The 13,545-nt window shown below is 43.1% G+C and carries 12 protein-coding genes; 7 read left to right on the forward strand and 5 right to left on the reverse strand.

Annotated features, from left to right (window positions below; all coding sequences use genetic code 11):
• Positions 1–90: 90 nt before the first annotated feature.
• The 5 genes from RJ41_RS06300 to RJ41_RS06320 all read left to right on the forward strand — a co-directional run bounded on the left by RJ41_RS06300 (position 91) and on the right by RJ41_RS06320 (position 6,984).
• On the forward strand, positions 91–954 hold the full coding sequence (locus RJ41_RS06300) for an META domain-containing protein (protein ID WP_039218370.1): 864 nt from the start codon (positions 91–93) through the stop codon (positions 952–954).
• 646 nt (positions 955–1,600) lie between these two features.
• Positions 1,601–3,067: a betaine-aldehyde dehydrogenase gene (betB, locus tag RJ41_RS06305; RefSeq protein ID WP_039218373.1), complete on the forward strand. Its 1,467-nt coding sequence runs from the start codon at positions 1,601–1,603 to the stop codon at positions 3,065–3,067.
• An 18-nt stretch (positions 3,068–3,085) separates the two neighbouring features.
• Entirely contained in the window at positions 3,086–4,735 is a 1,650-nt protein-coding gene (gene betA, locus RJ41_RS06310) for a choline dehydrogenase (protein WP_039218375.1), read from the forward strand.
• Positions 4,736–4,905: 170 nt separating this feature from the next.
• Entirely contained in the window at positions 4,906–6,123 is a 1,218-nt protein-coding gene (locus tag RJ41_RS06315; RefSeq protein WP_039218377.1) for a choline transporter, read from the forward strand.
• 138 nt (positions 6,124–6,261) lie between these two features.
• Entirely contained in the window at positions 6,262–6,984 is a 723-nt protein-coding gene (locus tag RJ41_RS06320; RefSeq protein ID WP_052235417.1) for a TorF family putative porin, read from the forward strand.
• Between the two features lie 117 nt (positions 6,985–7,101).
• Here the strand turns inward: RJ41_RS06320 and rlmF are convergent, their stop codons facing one another.
• Both rlmF and soxR read right to left on the reverse strand, forming a co-directional pair.
• A complete protein-coding gene (gene rlmF, locus RJ41_RS06325; RefSeq protein ID WP_039218380.1) occupies positions 7,102–8,091 on the reverse strand; it encodes a 23S rRNA (adenine(1618)-N(6))-methyltransferase RlmF in 990 nt (329 codons plus the stop codon).
• A gap of 6 nt (positions 8,092–8,097) precedes the next feature.
• Positions 8,098–8,574 (reverse strand): redox-sensitive transcriptional activator SoxR, encoded by a 477-nt coding sequence (soxR, locus tag RJ41_RS06330; protein ID WP_039218383.1) that lies wholly within the window; start codon positions 8,572–8,574, stop codon positions 8,098–8,100.
• A 105-nt stretch (positions 8,575–8,679) separates the two neighbouring features.
• Between soxR and RJ41_RS06335 the strand changes: the two genes are divergently transcribed.
• On the forward strand, positions 8,680–9,060 hold the full coding sequence (locus RJ41_RS06335) for a VOC family protein (protein ID WP_039218386.1): 381 nt from the start codon (positions 8,680–8,682) through the stop codon (positions 9,058–9,060).
• A gap of 132 nt (positions 9,061–9,192) precedes the next feature.
• A complete protein-coding gene (locus RJ41_RS06340; protein WP_039218389.1) occupies positions 9,193–10,536 on the forward strand; it encodes a M24 family metallopeptidase in 1,344 nt (447 codons plus the stop codon).
• 204 nt (positions 10,537–10,740) lie between these two features.
• On the opposite strand, the gene RJ41_RS06345 is transcribed toward RJ41_RS06340, so the two are convergent.
• The 3 genes from RJ41_RS06345 to RJ41_RS06355 form a co-directional block, all read right to left on the reverse strand.
• Positions 10,741–11,208, reverse strand: coding sequence for a hypothetical protein (locus RJ41_RS06345; RefSeq protein ID WP_014950289.1), 468 nt, complete (start codon positions 11,206–11,208; stop codon positions 10,741–10,743).
• A gap of 319 nt (positions 11,209–11,527) precedes the next feature.
• Positions 11,528–12,640 carry a hypothetical protein gene (locus RJ41_RS06350; protein ID WP_039219156.1) on the reverse strand — a complete coding sequence of 371 codons (1,113 nt, stop codon included), beginning with the start codon at positions 12,638–12,640 and terminating at the stop codon, positions 11,528–11,530.
• A gap of 48 nt (positions 12,641–12,688) precedes the next feature.
• The gene (locus RJ41_RS06355) at positions 12,689–13,489 is read right to left on the reverse strand and encodes a PaaX family transcriptional regulator (RefSeq protein ID WP_039218391.1); all 801 of its coding nucleotides are present in this window, start codon (positions 13,487–13,489) and stop codon (positions 12,689–12,691) included.
• Between the last annotated feature and the right edge of the window lie 56 nt (positions 13,490–13,545).

Raw genomic sequence — 13,545 nt, forward strand, 5'->3', positions numbered from 1 at the left:
ACCAACGTCTATTTAGGACAGGAAACTTAGGGTGAACTTCGTAGGCAATCACGAATCATAGTAAAATTGATTAAAACAATTGGAGTTTTCATGACTTACAGGAAGTACCTTTGTGCTTTGGCAGGTTCAGCGCTTCTTTTTTTAACAGCGTGCAGCTCGGCTCCCTCACTCTATTCGAATAATAGCGAGGGCAGTGAAAAGCATACCGAAGGCAAACCGCTTACGTTGGCTGCCAGTCATTGGCAAGTTGAAAGTATAGGTCAGGCAGGAATTATTGATTTCAGTCATGTTACGCTTAACGTAAATACAAGAGGCGACACAAGCAGAATCAGCGGCAGTACAGGTTGTAATCAGTTTACTGGAGCGCTTAATGTAGAAGAAGCAGAAACAGTATTTAGTAATGAAAACTCAACTGAACCCTTTTCCACTGATAAGCTCATTCTCACCAAAAAGGCATGTGCGCCTGCACTGATGAAACAAGAGCAACGCTTTATCGACATGCTAGCCGCATCGAAAAGTTATTCGATAGTGGAAAACACTTGGTTGGTGCTTTATGACGGTAATGGCAATGAAACGATTAAGGCGATAGTTGCACAGATCTCTCAATCGACGACCAGTCAACCGGCTAGTGCAACAAAAAACAGTGTAAACACTAAGTTACTTAACCAGGCATCATCGCGAAAACAAGATGTTATTAGCGCCAATGAACAAGAGTCGACCCAAACATATAAATGCGAAACGCCTAATGCCAATCTGACTACATTACGTGTAAATACGCTCGGGCCAGACACATTGGCCTTATTATTAAATAATACCCATCAGATCGTTCAGCTATCGCGTTCAGCATCGGGGGCCAAATACACCAACAACAAGAACGTGGTGTTTTGGAACAAAGGTGATGTTGCCACCCTTTCGATCAACTCAGGTTATTACCACTGTAATTTAAGCACCTAAAGCGAAGCTTTTAGCGTATACCAAACACAATAAAAAAGACCCCTAGTAATTGGATAGTCTACTTATCGGGGGTCACTTCATAGCTACCCATTAAGCGACTCTTTCCAGTCCTATCAAACTGTGCATCAAAGTTATATAAAGCAGTTGCATTTAGTCCTGTACGTTCAACTCAATTAGTTTCAGTTAAACATTTTCACACCTTTAATCAGCCAATAAAAAGCGAATTAGGTAATTAGTTAACCGATTATTTATATAATTAATGTTGAAAATATTAACTATTAGAATCATCAACTTAACCTCACCCCAAATACATAAACCCTTTAGAAATGTAACCTTAAACAAAGTTCACAAGTTGAAACAATAGTTAGAACACTATACAATTTATTTTTATTGAACGACCAATTAAAATAAAATCATCATTAAAAAGGCGTATTAAATTGCGTTTGAAAGCCTTCAATCATGCATGATTGACGCAGTAGGTAATGATGTTTTTTTTACAGGGTGCTTTTTAAAAAGCGAAATTAGTTTCAACACTATTCATCGTTTTGAAACTATTCCTACGTATTAGATATTCGTAAAAGAAGTTAACGCGCAGTACCCGCAAATTGGCGAAAGTTTTAGTCCTTTTAAAAGTAGGAGTTTATGCATGTCATTACCGACTTATCAGAATTTCATTCACGGCAAGCCGATGGCAAACAAAAGCAAAGAAACCTTTGCAGTAACCAACCCCGCAACCGGTGAGGTAATTTACCACGTAGAAGTGGCTGATGAGTTTATTCAACAAGAAGCAATTAAAAGCGCTAAAGAAGGTTTTTCAGTGTGGTCAGTAATGATGCCAATTGAAAGAACCCGCATTCTTAATAAAGCGGTTGCATTGCTTCGTGAGCGTAATGACGAACTCGCTAAGCTTGAAGTACTCGATACCGGTAAGCCTATTCAAGAAGCCGACTGTGTTGATATTGAAACTGGCGCTGATGTCATCGAGTACTATGCCGGCCTTGCTCCTACTCAACTAGGTACCCAGCAGCCTGTGGGTGGCGACTTCTTTTATACGCGCAAAGAGGCGTTAGGTATCTGTGCCGGTATTGGCGCATGGAACTACCCTATTCAAATCGCTTGCTGGAAATCAGGCCCTGCTCTTGCCGCAGGTAATGCGTTTATATTTAAGCCGTCAGAAGAAACCCCTATGGGTGCGCTTAAACTGGCTGAAATTTTCACCGAAGCCGGCGTACCTGACGGCGTATTCAATGTGGTTCAAGGCGCAGCGCAAGTAGGTCAGTGGCTTACAAACAGCCCTGACATTGAGAAAGTGTCGTTTACTGGTGAGGTAGGCACAGGTAAAAAAGTGATGCAAAGCGCCGCTGCGTCAAACTTAAAAGACGTAACAATGGAGCTTGGCGGGAAGTCACCGCTTGTAGTATTCGAAGATGCCGACATTAGCCAAGCTATCAGCGCCGCTATGCTTGGTAATTTTTATACCCAAGGTGAAATCTGCACTAACTGCACCCGTGTTTACGTTCAACGTTCTGTTTATCAAGCCTTTATTGATGAGCTTAAAGCCCGTACCGAAAACAACATTGTTATGGGCGATCCGCTCGACCCCAACGTAAACCTGGGCGCACTTATTTCTAAAAAGCACCAAGAGCTGGTACTTGGCTATATTGCTAAAGGAAAAGCAGAAGGTGCAACGCTGTTAACCGGTGGTAACGCTGCCTCTCCGGCATCCGCACCTAATGGCTATTTTGTCGAACCAACAATTTTCACCGACTGCACTGACGATATGACTATCGTTAAAGAAGAAATCTTCGGGCCAGTAATGAGCGTGTTAGTTTTCGATGATGAAGACGAAGTGATCGCACGCGCGAATGACACTGAGCTAGGTTTAGCTGCCGGTGTATTTAGTAAGGATATCCAGCGCGCGCACCGCGTTATCCACCAGCTTCAAGCCGGTATTTGCTGGATAAATGCATATGGTAACTCTCCGGCTGAAATGCCTGTAGGCGGCTACAAACAGTCTGGCATTGGACGTGAAAACGGCGTTGAAACGCTTAATAGCTACACACAAACCAAGTCGGTTTATGTAGGTATGAGCCAAATTGAGAGCCCGTTTTAAGCCGCAGTAGGAGTACATATGCAGACATTTGATTACATTATTGTTGGAGCTGGTTCTGCCGGCTGCGTGCTAGCGAACCGCTTATCAGAAAACCCAAAGCACAAGGTGTTGCTACTGGAAACCGGTGGCTCAGATAAAAGCATTTTCATCAAGATGCCAACGGCGCTGTCTATTCCTATGAATACCGACAAGTATGCGTGGCAATTCAACACTGAAAAAGAGCCCTATTTAAACAACCGTGAAATGCACTGTCCACGCGGCAAAGTGTTGGGCGGCTCGTCATCCATTAACGGTATGGTGTATGTACGCGGCCACGCTAAAGACTTTGACGAATGGGAAGCTCACGGCGCAGAGGGCTGGAATTATCAAGCATGCCTCCCCTATTTCCAAAAAGCTGAAACCTGGTACAAAGGTAACGACGCGTACCGAGGTGGCAATGGTGAACTCGGCGTTAACAACGGTAACGAAATGAAGAACCCGCTCTATACGGCCTTCATTAAAGCCGGCGAACAGGCGGGCTACGACATCACTAGCGATTACAATGGCAAGCAGCAAGAAGGCTTCGGCCCTATGCATATGACCGTGAAAGACGGTGTACGCAGTTCGGCAAGCCGTGAATATCTTGACCCGGTAAAATCGCGTAAGAATTTAACTATAGTGACTGGCGCGCTGGTTACTAAAGTCGTGCTGGAAGATAAAGTCGCAAAAGGCGTTGAATATCTGGTGAACGGTAAAACCGAAACTGCCGCCTCTAACGAAGTGATTTTAAGTGCCGGCTCTATTGGCTCGCCACACATCCTGCAACTTTCTGGAATTGGCGACAAAGATATTCTTGAAAAAGCAGGTGTCGATGTTAAGCACCACCTGCCGGGTGTGGGTCAAAACCTGCAAGATCATTTGGAATTTTATTTCCAGTACAAGTGCAAACAGCCAATTACGTTAAATCGCAAACTGGGCTTAATTTCAAAAGGGTTGATCGGTGCTCGCTGGTTGCTTAACCGTTCTGGGTTAGGCGCTACGAATCACTTTGAATCTTGCGCGTTCATTCGCTCGAAAGCAGATGTGGAGTGGCCAGACATTCAGTATCACTTCTTGCCTGCCGCTATTCGATACGACGGAAAGTCAGCGTTTGATGGCGATGGTTTTCAAGTGCACGTAGGTCACAACAAACCTAAAAGTAGAGGTAGCGTAACCCTTCAGTCGGCTAACCCGACGGTTCCACCTAAAATTTTGTTTAACTATTTGCAGCATCCAGATGATATCGAAGGGTTTAGAGCATGCGTAAGACTTACACGAGAAATCATCGCACAGTCAGCATTCGACGACTTCAGAGACGGCGAAATTCAGCCTGGCGAGCACATTCAGACGGATGAAGAAATAGACGCTTTTGTGCGTGAAGCCGTTGAGAGCGCTTACCATCCATCATGCTCTTGCAAAATGGGTGAAGATGAGATGGCAGTGGTAGATTCTCAAACCAATGTTCATGGCATAGAAGGATTGCGAGTGGTGGATTCTTCTATCTTCCCCACAATTCCAAACGGAAACCTAAATGCGCCAACCATCATGGTGGCGGAAAAGGCGGCAGACATCATTCTGGGTAAACCCGCTTTGCCACCACAAAATGTGCCCGTGGATATTCATCCGCATTGGCAAACAGAGCAACGCTAAATTTCTGAACTATCTCGCACCAGTGTGCTTGTTGTTAAAGCAAGCGCACCTTCCACAGTGCCTACATGCCGCCTTCAATATAAGGATTTAATGTGTAGTTGGGTGGACTGTTTAATAACGAAAAAAAGGAAAAAACATGTTTCATTTTTATCAATATTGGGAGGGTGATAATGACAGTATGGCTTAGTGCAGGCATTATTTTCACCCTACTTTCTGTAGCCTATATTTTGTTTAAATGGGGCAACATGAAAGTGGTCGGCGTAACGCCAGTTAGAACCTTTACCTTTATTGCCATTCTCTTTACCTCAGGTTTGGACGTGGGCCTTATTATGTTCCCGCTCACTGAATTTGCTGGTTATGCTGACATAAGCGCAAGTCCTGAATATGCCTTCACCAATCCGCTCGCCATTGAGTTTGGGTTCTGGGGATTCTTAATTTGGGGATTCTACTTTCTTACTTGTTTTTATTTCTGCGTAATCGAACCGAAAGTAAAGTTCTTCGAGCTTCCGGTTGTTAAGTTCGTAAACAACGTTGTAATCATCGGAACCTGTGCTTTCACGGCGTTTCTATTACTGTCTAACCTTCCGTGGTATTTACCGTCTATAGGCGACGGAGAATCTGTCGTGCCTGCGTTCTACCTGATTGTGTTTGCAGCCATTGCTTTTGCCGTATATTCGAGCACTAGCATTAAATACGTGCGTATTTTAAGCCTAACAACAACATGGGTATTCATCGCCCTCATTGTTGGCATGTGGGCGGCAGCATTTGTATTTGGCGAAAGTGAGATAACGGCTTATTTTACCAACCTAGGTCTTATTGGCGGGTACTTTGCGAACATCGATAACTTCGTATTGCCCATTAATGAGTATCACGAGTTCTATCTATTCTGGTGGTTCAGCTGGAGCATCATGATTGGTCAGTTTACGTCTCGTTTCGTGGGCGGTCTTAAAACTTATCAAGTTATGCTGGCTATGATGGTTATTCCATCTATCCCTATCGCTGCATGGTTCTCTGTGCTGTATCACTACCACAGCGCAGGTATTCCAACGGAAGGGATTACAAATATGGCAATGGTATTTGTAGGTATCGTTTTTGTAATCAACTCACTTGATTCACTGATTAGACTGTACACAGATAATCTAAACATGACCGTTGAACGCATCGGTAAAGGCAATTACATTGCTCTCAATATCGTGGCACTTTCGCTACTCACGCTGCTGTTCAAACTAGACTTCTTGCAAATTCAGTGGGTGGGTGCGTTAGTTATCGCTATCTTCTTTAGCTGCTTTGCTTTCATCCTAAGTCAGAAGTTTAAATCGGTGACGGCCATCAAAACATCGCCGAAAGAAAATAAAATCGACTTTACCAAGATAGAAAATCTCAACTAATTAAATCAATCACCTCTTACCTCATTAACATTGGCTCACTTTGAGCCAATGGGGGTAAGTGTTGCCCGAAACCGGCGTAAAAGCGCATTAACTAGGAAGCGGGCCAAATAAAACAACGATAAAAACAGGTGTTTAACAATGAAAAAATTGAATTCTTTTTTTACATCCGCGCATATTTTCACAGTGGCTATTGTCGCAGCGTTGTATTCTTCAGCTTCATTCGCTGATTGGAGCGCCAACATCTCTGCGGTTTCAGATTATACCTTCAACGGCGTTAGCCAAACGCAAAACGACCCTGCACTACAAGGCGGTGTTGATAAAGCATTTGATAACGGCACTTATGCAGGCACGTGGGCATCTAATGTAGATTTTGGTGGCGATACAAACCTTGAGTGGGATTTTTACGTGGGTCGTTACCAAATGCTAACCGAAACGGTGAGTTTGGACTACGGCATCGCTTATTATTCTTATCACGGTGGCGATGATTCAAGTGATGGCAATTACCCAGAGGTGTATACCAAGTTTGGTTATGCCAGTGACTACGGTAGCTCAGAACTAAACTTTTGGTACACGTGGGATTACTTTGGAACAGGCGCAAAACACGCTATCGCAATGGTAGCTCATACCTTTGAACTCGCACCCAACCATCATTTACGTGCAAGCTTTGACGTATCTAACTCACTAGACAGTGACAAGTGGCTGTGGAATGGTGATGACACCTCTTTCTACCACTACCGTTTGGCTTACCAAACGAGTTATGAAGGGTTTGATTTCGAAATTGCTGCTGAAAACACCAATCTTGATTTTGATACCGCCGATGAGCGCATTGTATTTGGTGTATCAAAAACCTTCAGCTTCTAAACTTGAATTGGAAAGTGGTTCTTCAGAATAAGAACCACTTCCCTTAGTAAATGCTATGCGTGCTCGCACTACGCTGTTTCAACTGTACTCGGTCAATTTAACTTAGCGATACGACGGTTAAAAAGTCCACGCAACAAAACGACTCAATTTACTGCCCTGTCCCATATCAACCACTTTACACTGCGTAGCACCGTAATAATCAATACTGGTTTTAATTGGTTTCAAGTGGGCACTCTTCGACACCAAGCAGGTGAACCATTCTACATTGTCTTTTACAGAGACACTCTCTTGAACCATGCGCTGAATGAAGGCAAGTTCACCACCTTCGCACCACAGTTCATTAGCTTGACCCGCAAAATTCAAGTTCGCGTAATTACCTTGGTAAGAAGCATTTTGATCTTTTAGCTTAGATGTACGACGCCCAAAACCTTGATCCCGATTATCAGTGAACTTTGCACCACTTCGTTTCTTTTTGTTACGGGTTAAATTAGATGTCTTCCTTTGCGTGCCAGACAGTGCATCTTGCGCAGACTTGTGAAACGGAGGATTGCACATAGTAAACGTAAACCGTTCATTTGCTTCAATCACGCCGTTGAAAATACTTGCTCTATTCGCTTGTTTACGCACTTGGAATTTATGGGCTAACACACTATTTTTACTAGCAATAGCTCTAGCACTTTTTACTGCGACGTCGTCAACATCACTCCCTACGAACGACCAGTCATAGGATGAAACGCCGATAATAGGATAGATAGCATTTGCGCCTACGCCTATATCAAGCCCACGAACGCTTTGATCTTTTTCGTTTTGACTCTGCCCGCCCTGCGCACTGCTGCTTGTTGATTTTAATAAATCAGCAATACCGTGGATATAATCTGCTCTTCCAGGTACAGGGGGACATAAGTAGCCATCAGGAATATCCCAATATTCAAGACGATAATAGTGATGAAGTAAGGCCGCATTAAGCAATTTCACCGCTTGTGGGCTAGTAAAATCTATACTGGTATTGCCGCTTTTAGCACGAACGAGAAAAGGCTTAAGCGCCGGGTATGTCTGGCACAGCGCATCCATAGGATAGCCGTTTCTGTGGAGATTTTTTGGATGCATGAAGCGCTACTTTTTATGTGAAACTAAAAACTGGGATTGCACGTTTTCATCGAGCAACTGGGCACCGCTACCTCGGGCTGCCACTTTATCGTCGGTATTGTAAAGCCTACATCGGTCTAATGACAAACACCCACAGCCAATACAGCCTTCTAACGACGTCTTCAAACTGGTCAGCGCCGCAATTTTTGCTTCGATATGCTGGTTAAACACCGTGCTTAATTTTGCCCAATCAGCTTGTGTTGGCGTTCTGTTGTCTGGAAGTGTAGACAATAGACTCTTTATCTCAGCAAGGGAATAACCCATATTTTGCGCAATCAAAATAAAGGAAACTCTGCGAATGACAGAGCGAGGAAATGCTCTATTTCCACCATTTGTGCGCACAGAAGGAATTAGCCCTTCGTTGGCATAATAGCGAATTAATGAAACAGCATTGCCAGTACGTTTGGCAATAAAGCCAATGCTTACCATAGGTTCTGGTGCCATAACGCCCCTTTTCCAATTTCGAAATAGCGGTAAAAAACGCTTGATCTAAAGTTAGCTTTAGATATTAAGCTGTTTTTCGTTGATTATCTACACAAGGAAAAACACATGACAACTGCATACTTAGAGCACGCGAATATCACCGTTGAAAACCCAGATGAGCTAGCCAGCTTACTTTGTACGCTATTTGGTTGGAAAGTACGGTGGAGCGGCGGCGCCAAAAATGACGGCTACACGGTGCACGTAGGAAACGATAAAGACTACCTAGCCCTTTACAGACCTAAAATTATCAATGATATAGAAAGCGATTATAAAACCCTCGCCAATATCAACCACATCGGTATTATTGTGCCTAATTTAGACGAAACAGAGCAGCGGGTTCTGGCACTAAATTTCAATACTTTTAGCCATGGCGATTATGAACCAGGTAGACGCTTTTATTTTATGGCTCAGAAGAATATTGAAATAGAAGTAGTGAGCTACGCGTGAATTTCAGCCTAGCTGAGTAGATGAAAATGATGCTAGATTGAATGCTAAAGGCCCGTGTTAGCTGTTAGTTAACAGTTTGTTCTTTAATACAAGATCACGGGTAATTGCATCAATACAAGACAGGAAGCAAGGATGAGAAAGGCACTCGCAGTAACACTAAGTTTTGTGATGTTAACCCTACCAGTACACGCATGGGCTAACGACATACTCAGTATGAAACAACGCAGTGAACTTATAGATAAGATCACCGTTGAACGCTTTGAAACCGTATTGCCAAAAATAATGGAGCGTGAAGGCATCGACATGTGGGTGCTAATGTCCCGGGAATACAATGAAGATCCCGTTTTAAAAACCATGCTACCTTCTACTTGGATTTCCGCACGACGTCATACCATGTTGGTCATTTATGACCCAGGCAATGGACAACCGCTAGAACGTTTGGCTGTAGCAAGGTACGCAGTAGGCTCATTATTTAAAAAAGCGTGGGATAAGGAGGCGCAACCCGACCAGTGGGAAGCATTGAAAAATATTATCAAGACCCGCAGTCCCTCAAAAATAGCCATAAATAAGTCTGAAGCTTTCGCACTTGCCGATGGCATGACCGCTACTGAGCACGAAAAATTTATGGCTGTGCTTCCTAAAGAACTAAAAAGCCGTGTAGTGAGTGGTGAGAAGCTTTCAATTGGTTGGTTAGAAACACGAAGTGAACTGGAAATGCAGTATTATCCTGTTCTGGCCCAAATTGGTCATTCTCTTATAGCAACGGCATTCTCAAATGAAGTCATTACACCTAACGTAACAACTACAGACGATGTTGTATGGTGGCTTCGCGACCAAACCCGTGCACTAGGGCTTACTAATTGGTTTCATCCCACCGTCTCTATTCAACGCCAAGACAATGATGTGTTCGATCAAATCAGCGCGTTCAGTAAACGCCCTGGCGAAAACATCGTACGTCCAGGCGATCTCATTCATGTTGATTTCGGCATTACTTACCTTCGACTTAATACTGATCAACAGCAGCATGCTTACGTGTTAAAGCCTGGTGAAAAAGACGCGCCAGCTTCACTTAAAAACGCACTCAAATCCGGAAATCAGTTGCAGGACATTCTGACCGGTAATTTTAAGGTAGGCAGAACAGGTAACACTATTTTGAGTATGTCGCGACAGCAGGCTATCGAACAAGGCATTACGCCCGCTATTTACACCCACCCGCTTGGTTTTCATGGGCACGCGGCAGGTCCAACGATAGGAATGTGGGATGCACAGGAAGGAGTACCAGTTCAAGGTGACTATCCAGTGTTTGCACAAACGGCCTATTCGATAGAACTCAATGCAGCAAGCTTTATTAAAGAGTGGAACAAAGAAATTAGAATTATGCTGGAAGAAGATGCATTTTTTGACGGTAAGTCAGTAACCTATTTAGATGGTAGACAAACTGAGTTTCATTTGATTCATTCAGACAAAAAACAATAACTATAGGTGGAGCGTTACGCCTATTTTAAGGCCTATACGTAATGAAAAAACTGAACGGTGCGGCTAAAGGTTGGCCGATGCGTGGAGACTTACGTAGAATTAAATGAAGCGAAGCGTAAAGTGTCAGGCCTTTCGCCCTTTCAAGCGAAAGGCCATGAAACTGTACTAAATATTAGCAGTAGGTTGCTATCCTAAAACGCAGTCTTACTCAGCAGCAGTGCGAACAACTACGTTCTCTGCACTGTATTCGCGAACAAAATCAGACATTGTTTTGTGGTTACAAATAATGTTCTCACCTTCCAAACCAAACTTCGCTAGTGCCGCTTCTTTACCTACTGAAAGCGCTTCTAGACAAGCCTGTGACGCAACATCTTGGTTCTTAGCAACAAGTGCTACAGTTTTCGCGTTTTCAGTCGCCTTGTTGTTTTTGTACATGTAAGCAAAAGTGCGAAGTGATTCGCCGTTGCAGCGTACAGATGCACTGAACTCTTCTGCATTAAAACCTTTTGAACGGATAAGACGCAATGCAGGACCAAAACCATCTTCAGCAGCAGTTAAACATGCTTGTGTTTCGATGTTGTCGTTAATTGGCTTTAGTACGACATCTTTTGCGAAAGATTGAGTGGCAGCAACAGATAGTGTTAGAGCAATTGCGAAAGTAGACAGTTTCATTTTTGAATTCCTATTTTGTAACTAAATTAGATATCACCTGAGTGATGAATACATTATGAACAATACTTTCAAAAAATAAAGCATTTTACGTAATTTAATTACAGAAATAGCAAAATAAACAGACAGATCACGACAAAACTGAAAGTTATTTACAAAAACAGGCATATTTTATATAAAATTTTACATATAAGTCTTTTTAGTTACAGAATGACTTCAGAAGGAATATAAAAAAGCGCGCATGAAATTGCTTTCAGCGCGCCTAGCCTTGTGAACGATATTAAATAAAATCGGACAGTAGAGTAACCTTTAAAGTTTAAACCTATAGAATGAGATCGTGCATCCAATTTAGTGAAGGCAACTGCTGTTCTGGTTGGTAAAAGAGTCTATTGAGTCTACCCAATAAATTAACAGAACGACTGGGATCGTGCGCTTTCACCCTATGCTCGCTTTCAGTAAGCATGAACTCCCAAGGCTGAAGATTGAGTTCGTCTACTTCTTGTTGCGTGACGCCCAGTGATTGTAATGTTGACAAAATTCGCTCTGTTTTACTTTCGGCAATAGGAATAATTTCGTTGCCGTATAAATCATCGAGCGGCTCACTAATAGCTTCTAACGTGTGATTTATTGCTGCCCACACTCCATCGTGATCAAACGCCCAGCCTCGCGGAGCATAGTACCCCTCTATTTCCCACTCAAACTCAGCGTTACTTACAGCAATAGAACTTTCCGCTTCAGGAGAATAGGCCAAATCTGGTTTAGCACCAATGTTGTAGGCGTCTACGCTCATGGCGATGCAAATGATTAAGTCACCACAGTGTTGTTTGTTAGTATAAAGCGCCTCGAAAGCCGCACGCTTAACGCCCATCCAACCATGCACTTTTGAAGGTTGTTCAACAAAGTGCCTTACATCATCGGGTAAGTCTTCGCCGTACGCGTTTATGAGCAAAGGCAGCGGATTTTGATCTGGCGCTTCTTCTGGCATCCAGACTTCGTATTCTTGACGGTTATCAGCTTTTCCCCGACTTTTTATTCCGTAGGACAAATTCACAGGACGACAAATGCTTCTGTCTTCATCCACTTTATGAAAATACTCAGAGCGCATGCGCTTTATAAACGGAGCATCTAGACCTGCTAACGCTGCTGTTGGATAGCGATAGCCTATTTCACTATGTTCAACCATGTGCAACGTAGAGATGGCTTGCGTTAACTTATTTTTAAGCCCTGCCAGTGCTTTCACTTTTGGGAGAACAATACTTCTTTCAGGCTCTATAGTAAGCCTGCTACCATCTTCGGTTACGAACTTTGGGGTTTTATGAAATTCAAAGCCTGAAAACCCTAATGTTTCTACCGCGGCGTTTCTATATTGAGAAAGCTCACTGAAAAGCGCGGTATGATTACGAATATGTTTAAATAATGGTCTTGATGCGGTCATATTTACTTCCATTTCAGCTACTTCCGTTCTAATTCAACGTTTACTCACTCAATTTTGGTTTAAAAAGCGTAACCATATCTGTGCGCCTATATCATCGTATTTTTTTACAAGGTTACGGTAACGCTCGCGCATTGCTACATCTACAAGTGGTGTTGGCAGCAAAGGGTCAAAGACCAAGTGATATAACGCTCTATCTCCTATCACATAAGATTCTTTTGTGGCTTCTTCAAGGGGTAAAGAAGTCAAACGAGCGAGAGATTCTTCTATTTCATTACATCCGTTTCTATACAGCGACTCTAGGTTTAAGTGGCGCCATAGTCCCATCGCCTTGGTTTGTGTCTTACTGTCAAAATCGCAGGCGCTAAACAATAGGGCCTTCCTCGACAGACCAAGTGAATAAAGTTTGTCTCTTACTTCGCCTGCTCCGCCTGAAAAATTATTCGGCCTAATGTAAAAGTCGTTTGCCAGCTTTTTCATTCCCGCAAGCTTAAGTGCACGCTCGTTATTTCTGTTCTGCTTTTGATCACTTTTGGCAATGGGGCTAGTTTGAGCGACAACCCAATCGTTTTGCCAAGGTACAAGCCCATTTTCATCTTCTCGCCACTGGTGTATTTCTTTAGCAAAACGAATACCTTCGTCGCCTAGTTTGTAATAACCGCGTTCAACCAAGGTGATTAGGTGTGCAGACTGTAAGCGGGTTAGCGTTACTCGAATGTTGTTTTCAGAAATACCAAACAATGCTCCCACGCGAACAGCTGCACTGGCATTCATTTTAATATTGTCTCGGGAACCCAATAGCTTTAGCAGAAGCTTTCGTGCGACGGGCTTTTTCTCTTTTTCTAGCTGCAAGTTCTATTTACTTCTTTGTTTTAGATAGAGCCTAAATACTTAATCAAGCCTCGACT

It is taken from the genome of Alteromonas marina, assembly GCF_000808575.1.
GTDB classification, from domain to species: Bacteria; Pseudomonadota; Gammaproteobacteria; order Enterobacterales; family Alteromonadaceae; genus Alteromonas; species Alteromonas marina_A.

Excerpts from the sequence above, each read along its gene's own strand:
- RJ41_RS06300 (WP_039218370.1), top strand. The coding sequence starts at position 91 with ATGACTTACAGGAAGTACCTTTGTGCTTTGGCAGGTTCAGCGCTTCTT.
- betB (WP_039218373.1), top strand. The coding sequence starts at position 1,601 with ATGTCATTACCGACTTATCAGAATTTCATTCACGGCAAGCCGATGGCA.
- betA (WP_039218375.1), top strand. The coding sequence starts at position 3,086 with ATGCAGACATTTGATTACATTATTGTTGGAGCTGGTTCTGCCGGCTGC.
- RJ41_RS06315 (WP_039218377.1), top strand. The coding sequence starts at position 4,906 with ATGACAGTATGGCTTAGTGCAGGCATTATTTTCACCCTACTTTCTGTA.
- RJ41_RS06320 (WP_052235417.1), top strand. The coding sequence starts at position 6,262 with ATGAAAAAATTGAATTCTTTTTTTACATCCGCGCATATTTTCACAGTG.
- rlmF (WP_039218380.1), bottom strand. The coding sequence starts at position 8,091 with ATGCATCCAAAAAATCTCCACAGAAACGGCTATCCTATGGATGCGCTG.
- soxR (WP_039218383.1), bottom strand. The coding sequence starts at position 8,574 with ATGGCACCAGAACCTATGGTAAGCATTGGCTTTATTGCCAAACGTACT.
- RJ41_RS06335 (WP_039218386.1), top strand. The coding sequence starts at position 8,680 with ATGACAACTGCATACTTAGAGCACGCGAATATCACCGTTGAAAACCCA.
- RJ41_RS06340 (WP_039218389.1), top strand. The coding sequence starts at position 9,193 with ATGAGAAAGGCACTCGCAGTAACACTAAGTTTTGTGATGTTAACCCTA.
- RJ41_RS06345 (WP_014950289.1), bottom strand. The coding sequence starts at position 11,208 with ATGAAACTGTCTACTTTCGCAATTGCTCTAACACTATCTGTTGCTGCC.
- RJ41_RS06350 (WP_039219156.1), bottom strand. The coding sequence starts at position 12,640 with ATGACCGCATCAAGACCATTATTTAAACATATTCGTAATCATACCGCG.